Source organism: Paenisporosarcina sp. TG-14 (genome assembly GCF_000297555.1).
Classification (GTDB): domain Bacteria; phylum Bacillota; class Bacilli; order Bacillales_A; family Planococcaceae; genus Paenisporosarcina; species Paenisporosarcina antarctica.
Genome location: NZ_AMGD01000045.1, coordinates 1 through 22,891 on the forward strand (window position 1 = coordinate 1; position 22,891 = coordinate 22,891).

Below are 22,891 nucleotides of genomic sequence, written 5' to 3' on the forward strand. Positions count from 1 at the left end.
GCGTCCGCTCGGAACGGAAATCAGCGTGCTTGTTCTATCGAGAAGGGGATTTTATTTCACCAACGTGATAGAATAAAGTGAATTCTCATAACCTCTGGGAATATTGAGTTTGAGGAGTGACCTATGTGTTTACATCAGTTGATAAAGTAATCGAATACATTTATTCAATGGATCAGAAAACAGAGCGAAATGGTCGCTTAAGTCGCATTACTGCTATCTTGGCAGCCCTAGGGAATCCACATAAAGGCTTCCGTTCTATTCACATTGCAGGGTCAAATGGAAAAGGGTCTACCTTAAACGCACTTAAAGAAATATTAATAGCTGAAGGCCTAGAAGTGGGAAGCTTCACTTCACCTCATCTTGAAAAAGTAAATGAACGCATCATGATGAATGATGTAATGATTACAGATGATCAATTTATCAAATATATGAACGACATCTATCCGCTTTTGCAAGAAGAACAAGTAGGAGATGGTTCAAACTTCTTTGAAATATTAACAGTCATTGCATTTATGTACTACAACGATATGAATGTGGACATTGCTTTGATCGAAACCGGCATTGGCGGGAAGTTTGATTCAACGAATGTTTTAACCCCTTTATTATCAATTTTGACGTCCATTTCACTTGAACATACGCAAATTTTGGGCGATACGATAGACGCAATTGCAGTAGAAAAATCAGGTATTATAAAGCCTTTTGTACCCGTAATTAGTGCTGTGAAAGAAAAACTAGCAGTGGATGTTATTGAGAATAAAGCTACTAGTGAAGAAGCTCCAATCTACCAATTATATAAAGACTTCTTGATTGAAAATGTCTCACAAGAAAGTAACTCACAAAATTTTTCTTATCAATTACAAGACCATAAGTTAACGAATCTGAACTTGAAAATGATGGGCCATCATCAAGTTGAAAATGCATCGCTTGCTATTACAGCAGCGTTGTTATTGAACAAGTACTATGGCTATAAGATTTCTGAAGCGAGTATTCGCCAAGGGTTGAGTATTTCAAGTTGGGCAGCTCGTTTTGAAGAAGTTTTACCGAATGTCATTATTGACGGTGCACATAACCCGGCAGGTATGGAAGTTCTCCTTCAAACGATGGAACAGCGTTACCCGACAAAAAACATTCACGTTGTCTTTACCGCACTTCAAGATAAAGACATTACATCAGTACTGCGCATGTTGGACGAAATTGCGACAACGATTACAGTGACAGAAATTCATATAAAAAATTCAGCTGCCGGCAAAGATGTTTTTGAAAAGACGAGTCATCCTCAAAAGGAATTAATCCTTAACTGGCAAGATGCACTTGAACAAACACTAACAAAAGCAGATGAGTCAAGTGTCATACTTGTAACGGGCTCTTTGTATTTCATGTCGCTCGTTCGTCCATACTTAAAACAAAAAGCACAAACGAAAGTATTTTAATATGTTGCCCTGCCTTACTCGTGAAGGTGGGGTTCTTTTTTCGTTTAATGTAAAGGAGAGCTACTAATGATTCCGAAGTTTAATGAATACAAAGAACGTTTTCAAATGGAAAGTAAAAGTACGATAGAACCGGGACTGGGTGCCATCACTCATGCATTAGAAAAGGTGGGGAACCCTCAGCGTAATCTAAAATTTATTCATGTGGCTGGGAGCAATGGCAAAGGATCTACGATAAGTATGATGAACAGCATGCTCCAAGCACATGGCGTGAAAACCGCTTGTTTTTATTCGCCTTGTTTTATGGATGTGCATGATCAAATTCAATTAAACGGAGAGTATATTTCACGTCAACAACTAGATTTTGTTTTTCTTCAAGCAAAGGAAGCAGGACTTAGCGGGTTGCTCACTGATTTCGAGTTGTTAACAGTCCTTGCATTTATGGCTTTTGACCAATTCCAACCACATATTGTATTGCTAGAAGCAGGAATGGGTGGAAGATTTGATAGTACCAATGTCATTACACCAGTCATTTCTGTTATTCCAAGCATCGCCCTTGAACATGAACAATTTCTAGGGAACACGATTGAACAAGTAGCTTCTCACAAAGCGGGGATTATTAAAGAAGGAATTCCAGTCGTCATTGGTCCGCTAGAGGAATCAGCTGAACAAGTTATCTTTAAGGAAACGTTGAAAAAAAATTCACCACTTTGGAAAATCAACCAAGATTTTTCGTTTGCTAATGGAATGTATAAAAATAATGATGGTCAACAAATCTCTCATCTAACTGTGCCACTTCCAGGACCTCACCAAGTAGACAATGCAGCACTTGCAATACGTACAGTTATCTATGTTGTAGAGAATCTCAATATCAACATAAATGAAGAATTACTTAGAAGAGGGTTAAAAGCAGCTTTTATTCCTGGTCGTTTTGAAAAAATTACAGATACCCTATATTTTGACGGGGCTCATAACCCAGCAAGTGCAAGAGCACTCGTTAATACTGTGAAAGAAGTTTTTCCAAATACACCTATCCATTTTTATGTTGGCATGATAAAAGGTAAAGATGCTAAAACTATTTTGCGGATTTTTGAAGAAATTTCTTCAAATTTTACATTTGTAGATTTCGAAGATGAGCGCTCAATGCCTTCATCCGCTTTGTCGAAAATTAGTGAATCACCCTATTCGGAAGTTACTAAAGAACCACTTAAATCTATAATAAAAATAAATTCAAAAACACATGTGACAATAGTAACGGGCTCCCTTTATCTCTTGTCTGGACTGCGTTTGAGAGCTCTCCAATTGTTTGGAATTGTTTGAATATAATAGATGACAAAACTTTCTAATTTTGATAAAATGATTTTGTGGTAGATAAATAGAACTATAAAGAAGGGGGTGCGTATGGATATATCGAAACGAACTCAAAGACTAATTTGGGCCTTATGGGTAGTGATTGTTCCAGCTGGTATGTATCTTGTCTATCAGTTCGCACCCCCAGGTCAAATCGATTGGCCAATTCTATTCGGGTTTACAGCACTTGCCATATTAACCACTTATTTTCCTTTTAAAGTAGCGGGTACAACGATATTTTTAGTGCAGTGGATCAACCTAGCTATATTCTTGAAATATGGTGTCTTCCTTGAAATGCTAGTTATGCAACTCGCCATAATTCCTTTAGCTTTCCGACTGAAAATATCATATAGTGATTTTTATCGTGCATTATTTAATTCATTAATGTTCTTTATGGTTTCAATAATTAGTGGTTTCTCTGTTATTTTAATGGGGTACCAAGTTGGTTCTATCGAATTAAAAGACATCATACTGTTTGGATTTATCTATCAAATAATCAACATGTTCACTAACCATGTGATTTTATATGTATATCTTGTCGTAACAAAACAAGAAAATGAAGGTTTCTTTGGAACAGATACGATATGGGATTATGCTGGATTAGTGGTGACTTTCCCATTTGGTATTATGCTCTACCTACTAAATGTACATGTTGGCCCAATTGCTTTTCTATTACTTGGAGTTCCATTTTTAATGATTACGTTCCTTGTTCGAATGTATAGTAATTCGACGCGTGTAAATGATGACTTGAATCAAGCAACTGAAATCGGTCATAAATTAGCAGATGTAGTTAATAGTGAAGCAATAATCGATTTATTTTTAACCAAAATTAATAAGATGTTACCTGTGGACTATTCATACATCATTAATATCAAAGAAGGAAATATGATGTTTTTGAAAGCGATGGAAAAAAATATTGATATTGAAATCCATCATTCTCATGAAGAGTTACTAAAAAGTATTGCGGGAGAAGTGTACAAAAAAGAAAAGCCTATTTTATTTAATAAGCATTCCGAATGGCGCAATACGAATTTGGATTTTCTTCCTTACGATGCACAGAGCATAATATCTGTCCCTATAAGTAGAAATCAAAAAATGGAAGGTATTTTAGTTATTGCCTCACGGAAAAAATTCGCATTTGAGACGTACCAACTACAAATTATTAGTCTACTCTGTTCTTACTTTGCCGTATCGCTTGAAAAAGCGAGATATGTTCAAGAGGCAGTATCAAAAAGCGAACGTTGTGCTTTAACGAAACTATACAATTATCGTTATTTAGAACAGCAACTCGAACTAGATATGAATGACCTATTGAATGGAAAACTTCGTCAATTATCATTATTAATGATGGATATAGATCGCTTCAAAGGGATCAATGATACGTATGGTCATCAAAGTGGAAATGATATTCTATATGGATTAGCTAGACTTCTAGAAAAAGAATGTGAAGATTATGGCACTATAGCAAGGTACGGTGGAGAAGAGTTTGTCGTCATTCTACCAAACTTCTCAAAACAACAATCACTAGAATTAGCAGAAAAGTTGCGTGCTAAAATAGAGGCCACACCATTTGAAATCCGAACAGAACTAGGGAATCAACAGCAAGTAACATTAGTAAATATCACCACAAGCATTGGCGTCTCCACCGCACCAGAAGACTGTGACGAAGCCATGGCCCTTATTCGAAACGCTGATCGCGCGCTTTATATTGGAGCGAAGCGCGAAGGTAGGAATCGGGTAGCTGAATATGTGAAATAAAAAATACAGAGGCTAATAGTCTCTGTATTTTTTTGCGCAAATATACCAAAAGAACGATATAATTCTATTATAGAAAAATTATTATACATATGCAGGGGGAATTATCATCAAGAAACAAATTTCAGCACAGGACCTTATTATATGGTTCATGATATTATTTCCATTCGTTATAGATCCATGGAATGAAGACTTTTCATTTTCATTGATTAAATCGACATTTTTAATTGCGTTCATGGGAATTATATGGATTCTCGTATGGAGAGGAAATTTGCTACAGCCAAAATTAGTTGATGAGAAATTGAAGATGGAATACATACTATTTATTTTTATCGCATTACTTACGTTTTCCACGATCTTTTCAGCTGATATTTATACTTCAATAGTTGGGGCGTGGACAAGACACGAAGGTTATTTAACATGGCTTGGATATTTAAGCGTGTTTTACTTCTATTATCGAGTGATTAATTACGATAATTTTTCACCTGAAAAGTTATTGAAAAATCTCTTTGTTGTATCTGCAGTTATTTCAATTTATGGTATCCTTCAACATTTTGATTACGATTTCATATCGTTAATTGTTCCTTGGGAAAGTCCTACTAGCAGTATCGCCTTTTTTGATAACCCTAATTTTTACGGAACTTACTTAGTTCTGACAATGGGGATAGGAATGGGTCTTTACATAATGGCGAGTGAAAAAAAACCGCTGCTTTTCTATGGAATTGTACTGACATTAATGACATCTGTATTACTTTATACCAACACACGAAGTGCGTGGATAGGTTTGACAATTGTTGCCTTGTTTTACACGTTTACAATCGTAAAGCAATATAAGCTATGGAGAAAATGGATGGTTCTTCTTTTAGCAATGGGTATTATGGTAGTAGGCATTAATGCCACTGAAGGGAATAGATATTTAGGTAAAATTTTTATCACTCTAGAAGAGTCAGGAGAATTACTAGAGGAGGGACTAACTGGTCATGAAGGATCTTCTCGATTGATTATTTGGCAAAAAGATGTAACAATTCTCGATGATTATTTCTGGATTGGTTCAGGTATAGACACACATGCAATTGTATTCCCAGCAACCCCGGATGAACTCGAGGAATATTTTAATAATCGAACGATAATGGTTGATAAAGCGCATAATGAATATTTACAAATAGCAGTTACGATAGGAATTCCAGCCCTTCTAGTTTATTTATTGTTGTTGTTCAAAGTTTATCGCAGAGCATTTCAAACATTAAAAGGAGCAAATAAACAACAAAAACATATTATCTTTACCTTATTGGCTGTCATTACAGGATATCTAGTTCAAGCGATATTTAACATTAGTGTGGTCAGTGTAGCACCAATTCTGTGGATGTTCTTAGGTATTGTTTATGGATACTCCACTAAAATCCATCATCAATTTACAACGAAAGAAAATAATAATTATTGAAAGAGTGGAATTATTGGCTCTTTTTACCTTTGAATATGAGATACTCAAAGAGATAGACTACATGAAAAAAATAGTATCTTAGAATGATAATAGAATTAATTAAATTGAAATGGGTCGATTGACATGAAAAAAAATAAAAAGAATCGCAACCAATCAGGGCTTACACTAGTTGAAGTTCTTGCTGCACTCGTTATTTTAGGAATTGTGTTTATTAGCATCATGGCTGTATTTCCGCAAATGTCTTTAGTTAATGAAAAAACAGAAGCTAAACTAGATACTATGAATTTGGCAAGGGAAGAAATATCGGAAATTACAAATATCTCGGGTTGGACCATAGATAAGTTGGCAGATTCAAATGAAGTTATTGAATTATTAGATGTTAATTATGATTTAATTGCAGTGGACGCGCCTTTGACAAACCCCGAGACGGGTCTGGAAGTAAAACCTAATCCAGATCCTAATCCTGAAATACCATCAAAGACTTTTAAGATTTATAAATTAAAGAAAGATCAACACGGTGAGTATACCTTTGATCTCATTATTTATGACAAAGAGGATTTGGCAGGGACGGTGACACTTTACAAAATTGTTTTGAGAGTAATCAAAGATGGAAAAACCAGTAGTGAAACATATGGATATATTGAAGCTAGATAGGTAGGTGAATGCTAATGAAATTATTAAAAAGTGAAAAAGGGATAACATTAATCGAGCTCATTGCAGCACTAGCCCTTGTCTCAATGGTTGCTGTTTTAATAATGACGACATTATCAATAGGGATACAAAGATCTGTCGTAGAGAGCCAAAAAACGAAAATTCAACAAGAAGCCAATCTTATTACATCTAAATTATTGAATATACACAGAAGTGGGAATTGTTATCAAATTGATATAACTGAAAATAATGATTTACAAGTATTAACATATGATGATCCTAATCAAAGTACATGTGAAAATGTTTTTAACAAAACTATTACAATTAATAATGCTGACTATGACATTAGTACCATGAATTCTCCTTTACCTTTAGAAAAAATTAATCCTACCAAAGAAAATAATTCTATTAGCATCGTGTTAACTTTGGAAAGTAGACGTACAATTAATTACGAGATAAGTACAACGCTTTCTAGATATAAAACGAACTGAGGGTATTTATATGAAATACTTAAAGAATAATGAAGGTTATGCTTTATTACTAGTCCTATTTCTGATTGTTTTTTTAATTAGCGTTTCGGCAATAGTTGCAAATGGATCATTAAATCATTCGAAACAAGAAGTAACTACAGATATAAGTAACCAAGCTGTTGTTGCTGCAGAAATGGGAGTAGATTATTTTAAAGTATTGGGGATAGCTGAATATAATAGAATAAAGTTTCATCATTATAATATATTAATAGAAAAAATTAATGCTTATTATACTTCCCCAGAAATTTCCACTCATTCTGATATGCAAAAAGAGCTAAAAGTTAACAATATTAAAAATGATTATTTAATTAATATTGGTGAAGCAATTAATGATTATTATACAAACTTCAGTCAAAGAATCACTGTGAATGACCAAATTTACTATGAGTTAGGGAATATTGGACAAGATATTCCAAGTTATCAAATTAATGAAGCTAAAGTAGTAATAAACGTAAATGTTAAAGGGATTTCGAACAATAAAGTTTCAAATTTGAAATTTGATATGAATATCCCATCTCCAATTCTTGTAATAACTCCTGTAGAACCAATAGAAAGTAAGTGGGTTCCGCCCAGTTTTATTGAAATGGAAAAAAAAATATTAGATCCTTCAGCACATGGCGGTATAAATAAATGTGTTGATCCATTAGTTAATATTACATGTCTTGGTGACAATTTATTAGATTTAAAACTATTAAATAATACAACAGTATTCACCACAAATTATAATTATGGAACTGGTAATTTAAATTATTCTTTAAAAAAATCCACATTTTATAATAACGGTACTTGGGAACTTCATAATGCTATCGGATTGAGTGACGTTACAGTATTTTCAAATAATGATGTGACTGTGAAAAATATTGATGCATCAAGTACATACTTTCAGGTTAAGGGGGATTTTACTGGGGAACAAGTAGAACTTAGTAATTCCACAATTAATTTAATAGGTGATTTTGTTGCAACAAAACATTTCTACGCTGTTAATACAAATCTTTGTGTCGAAGGTTCAATTAATCTACAAAAGAAAACAGAACTATCGAATGTGAACATTTACTATACAGGATCTTTAACACCCTCTAATTTAAGCGGAAGTAATTCGATTGTTAAAAAAGTAAGTGTCGATTCACTTCGTAGCGAGTGCCCGATATCAAATCCTAATCATCCGGATGTAGATGATCCTGGTGTGCTTCAGAATCCTATAATAAGTGCATTTTGGGAAGATCCTTACTTGAAAGTAACCTACTAAACGTTCAATCTCAATTTATTATAATTATAGTAAACAAAAAGAGTCGAAACTTTCGACTCTTTTTTTCAAGTTTTAACAATATATAAATAAAAAAACATGACTTTCTGCTTAATTAGTAAGATAATCATAGGTAGAGGAAGAATATTCTGGACAATAAGACATATGAAGGGGTTAAGAGACCATGAAACAAATTATAAATCAGCGAGGATATGCTCTGTTAATCGTTTTATTTACAATTATAATATTCTTAAGCTTAACTGCTGTCTTTATGAGTAGATCTCTTAATCATGTCACTCAAGAAAGAGCAGTGGACATGAACAATCAAGCTGTTGTAGCTGCAGAGATGGGCGTAAAAAAAATTGGAACAGATATAAATAATCAAATTGAATTTAAGTATAGTGAAATTCGTGACTTAGGAGATACATTTAAATTAGAAAAAGAAAAATGTGATCAAGTGGACAAGGAAAATTGTAACTCTATCATACTTAAGAAAAGTTTAGAGGATTATGAAAATGAAATAGCAAACTTTAATAGTATTTTTGTACCAGCACTAGTAACTAAAGTTTATGGGACTCACTTTGATGATAATACGGATAAGGAAAATATTAACATTATTTCAAATCCTAATAATTATTTAGGCTATAAGATGAGCCAAGTTCCAACAATCAATAGAGAGGGAAATATGTTTTTATTAACATATAATGTTATTGGATTTTATGAGAAAATAGAGTCCTTAAAAAAGTATGAAATGGAAGCTGTAATAAAGTTTGTCGATCCTAAAAACCTTTTAGATGTTGTTGAGAATACTACCATTCTTTTAAATAATGGGATCATTAATGAAAGTGTTACCATATTCCCGACAGATGTAACGACTCATTGTCAATCATATCTTCAAACCTTTAAAGATACTAACGAAAAACCATATTCTTGTAAGATGAATAGTTCTTATTCTCTAGCTTCATTAAAAACAGATATTGAAGGGAAAATTCTACAAATTTCTGATTTTAATATCTTTATTGATGATTGGGCTGATATTAGCGTTACTGGAAATGGTAAAGGAAATAGTAAAGGGAATATCAAAGACCTATTTAACTTTAATTTATACGTAAACGGTTCTATGGATTTAGGTAATATTAATAATCTTAAAAATTTCAAACTCTATGTTTCAGGAAAACTAGATGCAGACAATGCAAACAATATTGGTAAACACAGTGAAGGGCATAATACTATGGTTTTACAAGAACTCGACGCGAGTAAGTTTAATGGCAAAGGAATAATGAATACTACAGTTGTTTTATTAGGATTGGAAGAAGAATTAGAAGCTGATTTGGAAGATGATACTCGCCCACTCTTTAATGTTGATAAGAAATTTAGACTCGACTCTTCTTCAAACCTTTGTATAAAGCTAGATAGCTTTCCCGCTTCAGCGGTATCCCAGCTTCTTACAATAGAAGGTGAAGGTAAAATATATTATTATGGTACAAAAAACGACAAATTAAATGAGCCGAAATATAATCACATTCCTGAATATCAAAGTTTTTTAAGTACTTGTGGAGTTACAAATTACGCAGTAGAAGGTGAATCTCTTAATGCACCAAGTAATTTGATAAATATCCCTTCTGTGACAATAAATGATGTTACTTATAATCCCTAAGAGGTGAAACATGATTAAATATCTTATACTTCTATTGCTTGCACTTATTGTGTTTCCAATAGTCATATTATTCGTAAAAAAGATAGAGTTAAAGACAAAATTGATGTTTTTAGTGGGTGGATTATTGATTGCTTTATTAGGTTTACTTGTGCAATCTACACTTAGTTTTTATTATGCACTTTTAATTATGATTGGTTTGATTTTTGCAGGGGCAGTACTTTTAACAAAACAATTAGAAAAACAAAAGTTGGCAGAAGAAACTCGTAGTTTTGTTTCACAACCGATTCAACAGGTAAAGGAAAAACCAACTACTAAAGCTCAAGTTGAACTGGAGCTTGCACCCACAACTGTAACCGAAGTCAAAAATGATGACTGGTTAAAACCATCCAAGAAGGAGGTCCAATAATTGAATAATAAACTTTTTGGGACTACCATTGCTGCTCTCCTTGGCTCATCTGTTTTGTTCTTCGGTGTCACACAAGCAGGTACATATGTAATTAATGATGTGATTTTTGCTTCAAAAGAATTTGGCGATCAAACATACATAGGTCCTTTTGATGTTTCAAATTTACCAGAGGAAGAAGCTGCCGTGACAGTTCAAACTGGCGTTAAAGGTTGGTATGATAAAGCCCAAGTGAAAATCAAACTTCAGGATGCGATTGTTCCATTTCCTCTAGAAGTGGTTGAATTTAACACGGATAGCACATTAACTTCCGCACAAGACGGAGCAAAAAACGAACTACAATTTGACGTTGCGGAAGAATCAGTTGGCACGTTTTTAAATCAACAGTTTGCACCATTTGTCTTTAGTGATGAGGAAATTGCGAGCGCAACTGAAGCTATTCGTATTCAGTTAGCTTCAGGAAGAAATAATCAAACTATCGATATCTCTAGTGCTTTATTTGCAAGCACGACTATAGAAGCTACGGTTTCAAATGTTACTTTTGATACTATCGAAACATCAGTAGGTATTCAAAATCTACTATTAGCTCTAGATGGATATGCTATTAATTCGTTGACTACATTCTCGTTGTTAGATTTTATTGAAACTGCCGATGTGGGAATTGTGACTGAGCAAGATTTAACGACAGTTGCATCTATCTTATACGCGTCTGTCCTTCAAACGAATTTTGGTGTAGATGAGCGAAGTATTGGGCCAACTGTTCCTGCGTCAGTTCCACTCGGTTTCGAGGCTACGATTAATCGAGAACTTGGAGTTGATTTTGTTTTTACGAATCCGAATTCAACTACTTTTACGTTGAACTTTAATAATGTTGGGACTAGTTTAAATGCTTCAATAACTGGTTTACCTCTAATTTATAGCTACCAAACGACTCTTTCGAATCAAGAAGAATACTCTCCAAAAACAATCAAACAATATAGTTCATTCGTTAATCAAAATACAATTCGTTTAAAAATAGCTGGAGCTAATGGGGTTCAAGTGACAGTCATAAAAACAATTATGTCTGGAGAAGATGTTTTAGAAACGATAAATATTTCGAAAGATTTCTACCCACCTGTACATAAAGTAGAAGTTCATCCTTTGACTGTTATAGAAACAGCTCCTGCAGAAGGAAGCGGAGATGGCACCACAACCGATGGAACTGGCACGACACCTGATGATGGAACGACTGGTTCGACAGACGGCTCAACAAGTCAACCTTCAACTGATAATGGAAATGGAACTTCAGATAACGGCTCATCAACAGGAGGATCTGGCTCAGGGAATGATTCAGGTACTAAAAATGATCCTACAAGCGACGATACAGATCCAGAATACGATAAAGGTGGAAATGTAATACCACCAAGTAAGTAGTAATAGGGGGAAGTAACTTGATTCGAAAAAGACTAGGTGATTTATTAGTTGAAAATGGGCTAATTACAGAAGATCAACTAACGACTGTGTTGCAAAAAAAATCGCGAGATGAAATGCTTGGCGATGCACTTTTGCAACAAGGTATTATTACGGAGCAACAGTTACTCGAAGTGCTCGAAATTCAACTTGGAATCCCTCAAGTTCAATTATTTCATTATCCATTTGACCCGAAAATTTTCAGCGTCATACCAAAGGATTTGGCAAAACGAAATCTGATTGTTCCTTTGAAAATTGATGGAGATAAATTATATGTTGCGATGAAAGATCCAATGGATTTCATTACGATTGATGATCTACGATTAATTAGTGGTTTTCAAATCATTCCTGCAATTGCTTCTAAAGAAGACATTTTAAAAACAATTAATAAATATTACGAAGACGAATCGTTTGATGATTTCTTGGTTGACCAAGCAGTTTCTGCTGAAAAGCAAGAAGAACTATTAGATGTCGATGCTCCAGTCGTGCGGATTGTTAATCAAATTATGTCTGCAGCAGTGACGCAAAAAGCGAGTGATATTCATTTTGACCCTCAAGAAACACGTTTGTTGGTTCGATTTCGAATTGATGGAGTTTTACATGATGAGCGAACGCTTCCTAAGTTAATGCAAGGAATGGTGACAGCTCGTATTAAGATTTTGGCAAAGTTAGATATTACCGAGCATCGTATCCCTCAAGATGGCCGGATTAAAACAAATGTTGATTTTAGAGCAATCGATTTGCGTGTCTCTACATTACCTACTGTGTATGGGGAAAAAATCGTTATGCGTATTTTGGATTTATCAAATAACTTAACTGACATTTCAAAGCTTGGTTTGTCTGAAAAGAATTATGAGCGTTTTATGAAAGAAATAGCTAAACCAAACGGTATCGTTTTGATTTCGGGTCCTACTGGGTCTGGAAAATCTTCTACTTTATATGCTGCTCTAAACTATTTGAATAATGAAGAAGTGAATATTATTACGGTTGAAGATCCTGTAGAATATCAGCTTGAAGGAGTTAATCAAATTCAAGTGAACTCAAATGTTGGATTAACTTTTGCGGCTGGGCTTCGCTCAATACTGCGTCAAGATCCTGACATTGTTATGGTCGGAGAGATTCGTGATAAAGAAACAGTTGAAATTGCGATTCGTGCTTCATTAACGGGTCACTTAGTATTAAGTACAATTCATACCAATGATTCGATTGCCTCTGTTACACGTTTAATGGACATGGGGGTTGAACCATTTTTAGTGACAAGTTCCATTAATGCTGTCGTTGCACAACGTTTAGTGCGACGTGTCTGTCGTGACTGTAGTGAAAAACAGGAACCGACTGTTCGTGAAATAGATATTTTCCAAAAGCGTGGAATGGATATTCAAGCGATAACAAGAGGTAAAGGTTGCCCTTCATGCGGTATGACGGGCTACCGAGGACGTATGGCCATACATGAAGTACTTGTAATAGATGATAAAATTAAAAGTGTGATTAACCGTGGTGGAAATGCAGCTGAAATAAGAGAAATTGCTCAAGCAAATGACACGATCTTTTTAATAGATGACGGACTAGAGAAAGTACGAGAAGGCAAAACGACGACAGAAGAAATTCTGCGTGTTGCCCTCCAAGATTAGGTGGAAATATGAGAGAATCAGTCGATCAATTACTAACAAATGCTTTTCACCAAAAAGCATCAGATATTCATATTACTGTGGGAGTACCTCCAATTTTTCGTGTACAAGGTGACTTAGTTAAGATTGGTTCTACACCTATTACGGATGATATGTCTAGAGAAATGGCACGAGCGATTACACCCGTTAAATTATGGGATACCTTTTTAGAACTAGGCGAGCTAGATTACTCACATGTGGTTGAAAATGTTGCACGTTATCGTGTAAATGCATTTCATCAAAAAGGAAAAATCTCTATTGCGTTCCGTACAATTCCTCAAATTATTCCAACGGTTGAGCAGTTACAAATGCCGAATATATTGAAGAAATTAGCAGAAACAAAACAAGGTTTAATTTTAGTGACAGGTCCTACTGGTTCAGGGAAATCGACTACTTTAGCAGCTATGATTAAACATATGAATACAGACTTAAATTTACATATTATTACATTGGAAGACCCGATTGAATATATGCATGAACATGGGACGAGTATTATCGACCAACGTGAAGTAGGCTTTGATACGAAGTCATTTACAAGTGGACTACGTGCAGCATTACGACAAGATCCAGATGTCATTCTCGTTGGGGAAATGCGGGACTTAGAAACCATCGGTATTGCTATCACAGCAGCAGAAACGGGTCACTTAGTTTTAGGAACATTACATACTTCTAGTGCTGCTTCAACCATTGAACGTATCATTGATGTGTTTTCACCGGAACAACAAGCACAAGTGAGAACGCAACTTGGCGGCGTATTAAAAGCTGTAATCAGTCAGAGATTGATAAAAACAGTTGATGGAAAAGGTCGTCGTGCTGCAACAGAAATATTAATTAGTAATTCAGCAATTGCGAACTTAATTCGTACAGCAAAAGTGCATCAAATACCTAACGTCATCATGACCAATCGTGCTCTGGGAATGCATATGATGGCAACGTCAGTGAAAGAGTTAGTCGAGTCAGGGCAAATTTCACAAGAAATGGCTCAGCCATATCTTGAAGGAGAAGAGCATTAATGGGACGTTTCCAATATGTCGGTCGTGACCGTAAAGCCGTTCGAAAAGGAATTGTACAAGCAGCAAATCAACGAGAAGCCATCATGAAACTCCGCGATGATGGCATTCGCATTACTGAAATTAAGCAATTGGCTGCTACAACACTTCAAAAGGATATTGCCTTTGGAAATCCAGTAAAGCGAGAACAATTTATTATGTTTTTACGCCAATTTGCTACGCTAATGCGAGCTGGCGTAACGATTGTCGATTCATGTGTCATTTTGGCGCAGCAAGTAGAGTCAAAAGCATTGAGAAGAGCACTTGTAGAAATTTCCGATGATTTGAAAAGCGGGAATGCTTTATCAGAATCAGTGAAAAAATTCCCGAGAATCTTTGAACCGCTTGTTGTGAATCTTCTGCAAGCTGGTGAATTAACAGGGTCGATTGATGATTCATTAGACACGTTAGCGCTTCATTTTGAGAAAGCTCATGCCACAAGACAAAAAGTCGTATCGGCGATGACTTATCCAGTAATCGTCGCAATTTTAGCAGTGGGTGTTGTTATTTTCTTATTAACTTCAATCGTACCCATGTTCGTAGAAATGTTTAGTAGTTTTGGTGGGGAGTTGCCCCTACTTACTAGATTCGTAATGGGAGCAAGTGATTTTGTGCAAGGGTACTGGTACATTCTATTAGCAATTGCAGGACTTTTCGCTGGTGGACTGTGGTTAATTAAAAAGGACGCAAAAGGACGATATATTTTAGATACATTTTTACTGAAAATGCCGCTATTTGGAAACATTTTAAAAAAAGCTGCTTTGGCTCGTATGACACGAACACTAAGTTCATTGTTTTCAAGTTCTGTCCCAATTTTAACTGCATTGACAATGGTTGAACGAGTTGTTGGCAATGAAGTAATCGGAAAAGTGATACTCAAATCTCGTGATGGGTTAGAACGAGGAGAATCGATGACTGGACCCATGAAAGGTCATTGGGCGTTTCCACCACTTATACCTCATATGATTGCCATAGGTGAAGAGACAGGTGCACTTGATCATATGTTGGAGCGAGTAGCAGAGTTCTATGAAAAAGAAGTCGATGCGGAGACAGATAAGCTAAAAGCGATGATCGAGCCCCTTATGATTGTTTTCTTAGCAGGACTTGTAGGAACCATCGTTATGGCGATTATGTTACCTATGTTTGGTATGTTTGAGAATATGGATAATATGTAGAAAAATATACTAAATATACACTTAATTGAAAATGACTTCTAATGATTCTGTATTGGAAATATGAACTTTATGTAATGACAAACAGTTTTACTAGATTAAAGGTTAGAATTTATAGCGTTATTCAATGAAAAAGAAGTAAATGCCGATGCAGTTAAGCTAAAAGGCATGATAGAACCCCTAATGATTGTCTTATTAGAAGGACTTGTGGGCACCGTCACCTTGTCGGTCTTATTGCTTATTTTTGGTATATTTTAGAACATGATAACATGTAGAGTAGGTATTATTTACTTAAATAAAAAATGAGCATAAAGTCCAATTATCTATATATTTCGACATAAAAAGATGATATTATGAAATTGTACTTATTAGTACCAATTTATAGAAAATAAAGGGAGGCTTACAGAATGAGAAAATTCATTCAACAAAAGTTAAAAGAACAAAAAGGTTTAACATTAATTGAGCTTTTAGCAGTAATCGTAATCTTAGCGATTATCGCAGCAATTGCTATTCCAGCGATTGGGAATATTATTGAGAATAGTCGTGTAGGGGCGATTAAGTCTGATGGCACTAATACACTAGCGGCTGCAGAGCTTTACTTCACGGAGAACCCGGATGATACAGATGACATTGCAAATACAGCAGAATTAGCACCTTATATCGATGATCTTGGATCATTTGATGGAGAAACCGATGCTGTTTTCACTAGTGTTACTCGAGGTTCGGCGAGCACTCCTGCAACATTAAATGCTACAGGTGTTGTTGGTGGAGTTAAAATTGTATTTGTCTCTGCAACGAAGGAATCTATTAATAAAATTAAAAACAGTGATACTGGTACACCAGCAAGTGGCGTTACTATTACAAGATAAATTTTTTTGCTAGAAATTCACGCTCTTCTTTAAGCACAAACGCTAACCCATCACGATTGTTAGAATTGTTATAAATAAAGCGAGGTCTCCTTTGCATCCAATTCGTGCAGGGATAAGTTTTTATTATTATATTGTCTAGGAGCTGAAAAAATGGCCTTATCGTTTTTATCGAGAAAAGCACGTATCGCAACCATTACAATTGAAGAAGATGCCGTTCGACATGTCGAAATCAAGTCTACTTCGCCTCTTCATGTAAGCTGTGCGGAAGAACAAGTTCTTCCAGAAGGCATTATTAAAGATGGGAAAATTGTAGATGCCGACGCACTTGTCTCTATTCTCGATAAGGCTGTCAATCAGTGGGGTCTTTCCAAAAAGTCAGTCCGCTTCCTCGCCCCTGACGAATATGTCATTATCCGCAAACTAACTTATCCTCCTGATGTTCGACGAGATGAGTTGAAAGGCCACTTCTTCATTGAAATTGGTTCGACACTTTATTTACCGTTCGAAGACCCCGTTTTTGATGTGGTACCTTATACTGCAGCTACAGAAACAAAAGAAGCTATTTTAATCGCTTCGAAAGAAAGCATTTTGAATACATATGAAGACGTCTTTCAAGACGTGAAAATGAAACCGATTGTTGCTGATATTGGACCACTTGCCTTATATAGATTAGCTTTTTCGCAACATGATTTTTCAGGTGAGGAACATATTTTATTACTAGATGTCAAAAACGATAAGTATATCGTTTCAATTTTCCATCAACATTTCCCGTTATTTATGAGACCAGTGGAAGTTGCTGAACCAGATGACTCGAATTACTTTATTGGCTCACAAACAACTAAACTGGATTCGCTCGTTGCTGAAATTGAAAAACTCATTAATTTCTATCGCTACAATATGAATCAAGGAAATGAAGGAATTACCAATGTGTTACTTAACGGTGAGTTAGATGGATGGGAAGATTTATTGCAGACACTTGAATTACGATTTGAAGTCGAAACTTCAACTGTTATTCGTGAAACGATTTATTTAGAAGATGGAAAAGCCATTCCTGTTCGTTTTAATCGAGCGCTCGGACTAGCTCTGAAAGAGGTGTGATGATGTTAGTAGATATAAATTTACTTGGCGATAAGGAACGGGACCGTCCTGCCTTTATCGTTGCAGCCATTTCACTTATTCTTTTAGGGCTAGTCACGGGACTCGTTTTTTATCTCCTTGGAAATACATATAGCAACAAACAGCAAGTACTTGCAGCGCAAAGCGTAGAAGTCGTTAGTCAACAAGCTACGATTCAAGAACAAATGGTAATAACAGCTGCATTAAGTGATACGCAGAAATTGCAAAAGACTGTCGAGTGGGCTGAAACGTATCAATACGACACACTACCTTTGATTCGTGAATTGACTGCGTTATTACCGGAACGTGGATTCTTCTTAAGTTTTTCATTTTCAACGCCGAACCAAGTAACGATCACAACTCAATTTGATACATCTCGTGCTACGGCGTTTTACTTAACACAACTTAAAGCGTCTGAAATGATTACGGACGTTGTGTTATCTTCAGTTTCTTATCAACCTTTAGCTGATGAGGCAGTAGATGAAACGGAAGGAACTGTGACAGAAGTTGAATCAACTGAAGAAATAATGCCACGTTATTTAGCATCTTACGCAGTGACATTTTTAGATACACGTATGCCAGCGGATGGCACAGCTGTTCCTGTAGATCCAGACGTACCACCTGTCGAAGGTGAAACGCCGACTGAGGGCGGAACACCAACGGAAGAAACGACAGAAGAACAGCCAGCTGAAACACCTTCAACAGAACCACAACCTCCTGCAGATGATGCACAAGGAGATGATGCAAATGAGTAATTTAACGAGAAAACAAAAAGAAATTGGACTTATTGTTTTATCAAGCTTATTTTGTTTAATTATGATTGCCTACGCGTATTTCACGTTCTATGTTCCGAAAAAAGAAAGTTTAGAAGTTGCTGAAACAACACTAATAGCGGACAGACAAGTGTTGTTTGCATTAGAGCAGCAGCTTGCTGATCAACCAGAAATACCGATCGTCAGTTCACTCGAGTTGCAAAAGAAAGTTCCGATTGATCCGTTGACGGAATTAATCATATTGCAAATTGAAAAAGCAGAAGTAGTGTCGAAGTCTCTTGTTCAATCGATCGGTTTTTCAGAAGGACCTTTTGTTATTGAAGCACCTCCAGAAGGGGTCGAAACACTTCAACAACTTCTCGTCAATTTATCTATCGAGACATCATCATATGCTACTTTAGAAGCTTTCATTGATGAGATAGAGAAATTAGATCGCATATTAATAGTGGATAATATCTCATTCAGTTCACCTGGAGAAGTTACGACAGAGGTATTAGAACCTGCGAAGTTACAACTGTCATTGTCTTTCACAGCGTTCTATCGACCTGATTTATTAGAACTTCTTGATGAAGGACCTAAAGTCGATACACCTGCACCTGCAGACAAATCGAATCCACTCCCTTCAAATGAAATTATCGAGGATGGAGAAGCGGTTGCTACAGAACCTGACTCAACAAAAACTGAAACAGTTGAAGTAGAAGCGACTGAAAGTGATTCTGCTGATGAGGCATCGAGTGAAGCCAGTTCAGTTACACAAGCTCCTACTACAAAACCAGTGACAAAAGTAGCAACTGCACAATCTACTAAAGTTGTAGCAAAAGTACAACCAAAACAAAAATATCAAACATACACCGTAAAACCTGGAGACACTCTATTTTCCATTTCGATGCAACACTATGGAACTCGACTAGGTGAAGAGAAAATCAAAGTAGCCAATGACTTACCATCAAATAAAGTAATGGTCAATGAAACGTTAATCATTCCATATTAAACACACAAAAACTGGAGAACGCATCATTTCTCCAGTTTTTGTTTCATTACTTCTTCTTGGGCTATGTGTAAAGAACATTAAATATTCAAAATAATTAGTACCAAAATAGTAAATCGAACCTTTAATTAGTGTGACGGAGTCTTTACTCTTTCTGGGGTCGAACAGTTAAAACTCCTCACTCGTTTCTAGCTTTGTAATTAATTTATATTTGATATTAAATAACAGTTGAGAAAGTACATTTGCTCCACGATTCTTCAAAAGCATGAAACTTAGAACGCACAGTAATTAGTTTTACACTCATTCACTAAACCTAAATTTCCGACAAATGCCCCTAATATAAAGTATGTGGAGAAAATAAGAATTTTTCTGTACCTACATTTGAATATGGTAAACACTTATAATTGTCTGTTTTACATATGATGACCTTAAGGTTGATTGAAATGGAAGACGGCGACTCCTGGAGCGACCGAGCCTAGGTTGCAACATATAGTGGGTGGAATTCCCATCGAGAAAGAATTAGCCATTCACTCGTAGCGAGTCTTGGAGGATGCAGGGTAACTTGTATCTTTAAGCGTAGACAGTTAGGTGATGGGCCGAAAGCCAATTGGTTGAAGGGATTGAGCTCCGAAATGCCGGTATAAGGAGGCTGATGTGCTCTGGAGCACAGAAAGCAGTATCTCTGCTATCGCAATGGCAAGAAAGCAGAGACTTCTTCGGAGTCGTTGACCTTGGCACGTCATACATTGATATGTTGTAGCAACTCGGGAGATCCTGTTTGGTCTTTCCTATTTGGAGAGTATGGTATTACAAGCGATACAAAGCAAGTAAACCAAATGCCGAACAGGAAGTCGGATGGTTGTGTAGTACCGATGAAGTCAGGTAATTCTGATGGAGGAAAGACAACCGCCATAGTATCGACCTTATTAAGGAAACATTTACTACACACGGAGGTAGACAATTAAATGGAAACAAAACTGATAAGGATAGCTGAATTAGCTAAAGAGAGACCTGATATGAAGTTTACTTCAGTTGTGTATTTACTCAACGAGGAAAACCTTAAACAATGCCACCATGAACTCCCGGCAGGAAAAGCGACAGGAATTCTGAGAATTACCAAAGAGGAATATGGTAAGAACTTGGATGAAAACATCGCCAAGCTTGTAGAAAGAATGAAAAAGAAAAGCTACAAGCCAATTCCAGTGAGAAGAACGTATATTGCAAAGGCGGGTTCAGATAAGAAAAGGCCGCTAGGCATTCCCGAGTATGAAGATAAGATAGTTCAAAGAGGGATAGCGAAGATATTAAATGCCATGTATGAACCTATCTTCCTAGATAGTTCTTTTGGGTTTCGACCTAAACGAAACTGTCATGATGCGCTCAAAATACTTAATGTATATATTGAGAAGCGATATACGAACTTTATCGTTGACGTGGATATCAAGGGATTCTTTGATAATGTCAATCACGAATGGCTGATGAAATTCCTTAAGCATAGATTAGCCGACCCAGCTTTCTTAGGAATTATTTCAAGATTTCTAAAGGGTGGATACATGGAAGAAGGAAATCTCTACAAAACAGATTCTGGAACTCCTCAAGGTGGCATCATATCTCCAATTCTCGCTAATATTTATCTTCACTATGTTCTTGACTTATGGTTTGAGAAAACCATTCGCAAATCCTGTACAGGACATGCTTATATGGTGAGATATGCTGATGATTTCGTATGTTGTTTTCAAAGTGAATCAGAAGCGAATAATTTTTATCGCGACCTAATCTTGAGGTTGAAGAAATTTAATCTTGAGATTGCGGAGGATAAAACCAAGATTATTCCCTTCGGAAAATACGCTGAAAAGAACAGCAAACGAAAAGGAACAGGGAAACCTGAAACATTTGAATTTCTTGGATTCACGCATTTCTGTAGCCAAAGCAAGTATGGTAATTTCCGAGTCAAACGGAAAACAAGTGGGAAGAAGATTCGAGCTAAGATGAAAGAATGCAAAGAATGGCTTAAGGCTAACCGCACAATGAATATACACAATGTTATCAAAAGACTTCAACGGTCATTGAACGGATATTATAATTATTACTGCATAACTGACAATAGCCGAAGTGTTAGAAACTTTGTAGATAAAATGAAAACATTACTCTTCAAATGGATGAATAGAAGAAGTCAAAGAAAATCATTTAACTTTGAAAAATTCACCTTGTTTCTAATAAAGTTTCCACTTCCAACGCCGAAGACAAAGGTCAACATCTATGAACTACGTGAAGAAATTAGTTATATTCTGTGAATGATAATATGGAAGAGCCGTGTGCGTGAATAGCGCAAGCACGGTTCTGTGAGGGGTGTGAAATACAATCTCCCGAAAGGGAGAGAGGTTTCCACCTACTTGACCGGGAATAGCATGAGCTGAAGACCCCACAGGCGAGCTTGCTCGTCGAGGAGGCTGAGGCCATGCCCCGCGGAAAGCGTCCGTCTGAAATGGAAATCAACTGTGTTCTTTAACGTTCAAAATGAAATAGCAATCCTATGAAAGAGGGAAACTTATGGAAATTATTTATACAACCCTATTTTTTATCTACGGTCTTATATTCGGTTCTTTCTTTAATGTCGTTGGTTTACGTGTTCCTAAAAATGAATCAATCGTTTCGCCACCTTCACATTGCACGGTATGTGATCGTCGCTTAACATTTAAAGATTTAGTTCCCGTCTTTTCGTTCATTTTCTTAAAAGGCAAATGTCGAGTTTGCGGTACAAAGATTAACTGGATATATCCGGTAATGGAACTGACGACTGGTGTGCTATTCGCATTCGCCTACTGGAAGATTGGGTTTTCACTGGAACTAATTGTGGCTATCTTATTTATTTCTATGTTGGTGATTATTACGGTGTCAGATTTAGCATATATGCTGATTCCCGACAAAGTTCTTTTATTCTTCGGCATTTTACTTGTTGTTGCGCGCGTTTTCTCGCCTCTTGATCCTTGGTGGGATAGTGTACTAGGTGCTGCTGGTGGATTTGGCCTGTTGTTATTAATTGCAATATTGTCGAAAGGGGGCATGGGTGGGGGAGACATTAAATTGTTTGCCGTTATCGGGCTCGTGCTCGGAATTATTCCCACTCTGCTCACGCTTTTTTTAGCGGCATTCATTGGAGCCATTGTAGGTGTCATTCATTTAAAACGTTCAAAACAAGGACGTAAAACACCAGTGCCTTTTGGTCCGTCAATCGCACTTGCTGCAATCATTGTTTATTTTTATGGAACATTTATCCTCGACTGGTATATGAATTTGTTATTTTAACTCGAAAACTTTTTTTGACAAGCCGACACAGGTCTTGTCTTTTTT

19 protein-coding genes are annotated in these 22,891 nt (G+C 36.1%); all 19 read left to right on the forward strand.

Annotation, left to right across the window (positions count from 1 at the left end; genetic code table 11):
* Positions 1 to 125: 125 nt before the first annotated feature.
* On the forward strand, positions 126 to 1,430 hold the full coding sequence (locus C406_RS0113425) for a bifunctional folylpolyglutamate synthase/dihydrofolate synthase (protein ID WP_017381159.1): 1,305 nt from the start codon (positions 126 to 128) through the stop codon (positions 1,428 to 1,430).
* A 66-nt stretch (positions 1,431 to 1,496) separates the two neighbouring features.
* The gene (locus C406_RS0113430; RefSeq protein WP_017381160.1) at positions 1,497 to 2,747 is read left to right on the forward strand and encodes a bifunctional folylpolyglutamate synthase/dihydrofolate synthase; all 1,251 of its coding nucleotides are present in this window, start codon (positions 1,497 to 1,499) and stop codon (positions 2,745 to 2,747) included.
* A gap of 81 nt (positions 2,748 to 2,828) precedes the next feature.
* The gene (locus C406_RS0113435) at positions 2,829 to 4,535 is read left to right on the forward strand and encodes a sensor domain-containing diguanylate cyclase (protein WP_017381161.1); all 1,707 of its coding nucleotides are present in this window, start codon (positions 2,829 to 2,831) and stop codon (positions 4,533 to 4,535) included.
* Positions 4,536 to 4,683: 148 nt separating this feature from the next.
* Positions 4,684 to 5,973, forward strand: a complete 1,290-nt coding sequence (locus C406_RS0113440) for an O-antigen ligase family protein (RefSeq protein ID WP_017381162.1) — start codon at positions 4,684 to 4,686, stop codon at positions 5,971 to 5,973.
* A gap of 123 nt (positions 5,974 to 6,096) precedes the next feature.
* Entirely contained in the window at positions 6,097 to 6,627 is a 531-nt protein-coding gene (locus C406_RS0113445) for a type IV pilus modification PilV family protein (protein WP_017381163.1), read from the forward strand.
* Positions 6,628 to 6,641: 14 nt separating this feature from the next.
* Positions 6,642 to 7,115 carry a type II secretion system protein gene (locus tag C406_RS0113450; RefSeq protein ID WP_017381164.1) on the forward strand — a complete coding sequence of 158 codons (474 nt, stop codon included), beginning with the start codon at positions 6,642 to 6,644 and terminating at the stop codon, positions 7,113 to 7,115.
* 10 nt (positions 7,116 to 7,125) lie between these two features.
* Positions 7,126 to 8,400, forward strand: coding sequence for a hypothetical protein (locus C406_RS0113455; RefSeq protein WP_017381165.1), 1,275 nt, complete (start codon positions 7,126 to 7,128; stop codon positions 8,398 to 8,400).
* Positions 8,401 to 8,581: 181 nt separating this feature from the next.
* Entirely contained in the window at positions 8,582 to 10,054 is a 1,473-nt protein-coding gene (locus tag C406_RS0113460) for a hypothetical protein (RefSeq protein ID WP_017381166.1), read from the forward strand.
* 10 nt (positions 10,055 to 10,064) lie between these two features.
* Positions 10,065 to 10,460, forward strand: a complete 396-nt coding sequence (locus C406_RS0113465; protein ID WP_017381167.1) for a hypothetical protein — start codon at positions 10,065 to 10,067, stop codon at positions 10,458 to 10,460.
* The gene (locus C406_RS0113470; RefSeq protein WP_017381168.1) at positions 10,461 to 11,870 is read left to right on the forward strand and encodes a VanW family protein; all 1,410 of its coding nucleotides are present in this window, start codon (positions 10,461 to 10,463) and stop codon (positions 11,868 to 11,870) included.
* Positions 11,871 to 11,887: 17 nt separating this feature from the next.
* The gene (locus C406_RS0113475; protein ID WP_017381169.1) at positions 11,888 to 13,537 is read left to right on the forward strand and encodes a GspE/PulE family protein; all 1,650 of its coding nucleotides are present in this window, start codon (positions 11,888 to 11,890) and stop codon (positions 13,535 to 13,537) included.
* 8 nt (positions 13,538 to 13,545) lie between these two features.
* Complete coding sequence (locus tag C406_RS0113480) at positions 13,546 to 14,586, forward strand: type IV pilus twitching motility protein PilT (RefSeq protein ID WP_017381170.1); 1,041 nt, start codon at positions 13,546 to 13,548, stop codon at positions 14,584 to 14,586.
* Positions 14,586 to 15,797 (forward strand): type II secretion system F family protein, encoded by a 1,212-nt coding sequence (locus tag C406_RS0113485; protein ID WP_017381171.1) that lies wholly within the window; start codon positions 14,586 to 14,588, stop codon positions 15,795 to 15,797. The genes C406_RS0113480 and C406_RS0113485 overlap by 1 nt, the downstream gene beginning before the upstream one ends.
* 404 nt (positions 15,798 to 16,201) lie before the next feature.
* Positions 16,202 to 16,663, forward strand: a complete 462-nt coding sequence (locus C406_RS0113490) for a prepilin-type N-terminal cleavage/methylation domain-containing protein (RefSeq protein WP_017381172.1) — start codon at positions 16,202 to 16,204, stop codon at positions 16,661 to 16,663.
* Between the two features lie 150 nt (positions 16,664 to 16,813).
* The gene (pilM, locus tag C406_RS0113495; protein ID WP_017381173.1) at positions 16,814 to 17,761 is read left to right on the forward strand and encodes a type IV pilus biogenesis protein PilM; all 948 of its coding nucleotides are present in this window, start codon (positions 16,814 to 16,816) and stop codon (positions 17,759 to 17,761) included.
* 2 nt (positions 17,762 to 17,763) lie between these two features.
* The gene (locus C406_RS0113500; RefSeq protein ID WP_017381174.1) at positions 17,764 to 18,534 is read left to right on the forward strand and encodes a hypothetical protein; all 771 of its coding nucleotides are present in this window, start codon (positions 17,764 to 17,766) and stop codon (positions 18,532 to 18,534) included.
* Positions 18,527 to 19,543, forward strand: coding sequence for a LysM peptidoglycan-binding domain-containing protein (locus tag C406_RS0113505; RefSeq protein ID WP_017381175.1), 1,017 nt, complete (start codon positions 18,527 to 18,529; stop codon positions 19,541 to 19,543). Before C406_RS0113500 ends, C406_RS0113505 begins: the two co-directional genes overlap by 8 nt.
* Positions 19,544 to 20,505: 962 nt before the next feature.
* Positions 20,506 to 21,834 (forward strand): group II intron reverse transcriptase/maturase, encoded by a 1,329-nt coding sequence (gene ltrA, locus C406_RS0113515; RefSeq protein ID WP_017381177.1) that lies wholly within the window; start codon positions 20,506 to 20,508, stop codon positions 21,832 to 21,834.
* A gap of 256 nt (positions 21,835 to 22,090) precedes the next feature.
* Entirely contained in the window at positions 22,091 to 22,846 is a 756-nt protein-coding gene (locus tag C406_RS0113520; protein ID WP_017381178.1) for a prepilin peptidase, read from the forward strand.
* Positions 22,847 to 22,891 lie beyond the last annotated feature (45 nt).

Coding starts and splice junctions, on each gene's coding strand:
- C406_RS0113455 (WP_017381165.1), top strand. CDS start 7,126: ATGAAATACTTAAAGAATAATGAAGGTTATGCTTTATTACTAGTCCTA.
- C406_RS0113435 (WP_017381161.1), top strand. CDS start 2,829: ATGGATATATCGAAACGAACTCAAAGACTAATTTGGGCCTTATGGGTA.
- C406_RS0113485 (WP_017381171.1), top strand. CDS start 14,586: ATGGGACGTTTCCAATATGTCGGTCGTGACCGTAAAGCCGTTCGAAAA.
- C406_RS0113505 (WP_017381175.1), top strand. CDS start 18,527: ATGAGTAATTTAACGAGAAAACAAAAAGAAATTGGACTTATTGTTTTA.
- C406_RS0113430 (WP_017381160.1), top strand. CDS start 1,497: ATGATTCCGAAGTTTAATGAATACAAAGAACGTTTTCAAATGGAAAGT.
- C406_RS0113460 (WP_017381166.1), top strand. CDS start 8,582: ATGAAACAAATTATAAATCAGCGAGGATATGCTCTGTTAATCGTTTTA.
- C406_RS0113465 (WP_017381167.1), top strand. CDS start 10,065: ATGATTAAATATCTTATACTTCTATTGCTTGCACTTATTGTGTTTCCA.
- C406_RS0113520 (WP_017381178.1), top strand. CDS start 22,091: ATGGAAATTATTTATACAACCCTATTTTTTATCTACGGTCTTATATTC.
- C406_RS0113480 (WP_017381170.1), top strand. CDS start 13,546: ATGAGAGAATCAGTCGATCAATTACTAACAAATGCTTTTCACCAAAAA.
- C406_RS0113490 (WP_017381172.1), top strand. CDS start 16,202: ATGAGAAAATTCATTCAACAAAAGTTAAAAGAACAAAAAGGTTTAACA.
- C406_RS0113450 (WP_017381164.1), top strand. CDS start 6,642: ATGAAATTATTAAAAAGTGAAAAAGGGATAACATTAATCGAGCTCATT.
- ltrA (WP_017381177.1), top strand. CDS start 20,506: ATGGAAACAAAACTGATAAGGATAGCTGAATTAGCTAAAGAGAGACCT.
- C406_RS0113445 (WP_017381163.1), top strand. CDS start 6,097: ATGAAAAAAAATAAAAAGAATCGCAACCAATCAGGGCTTACACTAGTT.
- C406_RS0113440 (WP_017381162.1), top strand. CDS start 4,684: ATGATATTATTTCCATTCGTTATAGATCCATGGAATGAAGACTTTTCA.
- C406_RS0113500 (WP_017381174.1), top strand. CDS start 17,764: ATGTTAGTAGATATAAATTTACTTGGCGATAAGGAACGGGACCGTCCT.
- pilM (WP_017381173.1), top strand. CDS start 16,814: ATGGCCTTATCGTTTTTATCGAGAAAAGCACGTATCGCAACCATTACA.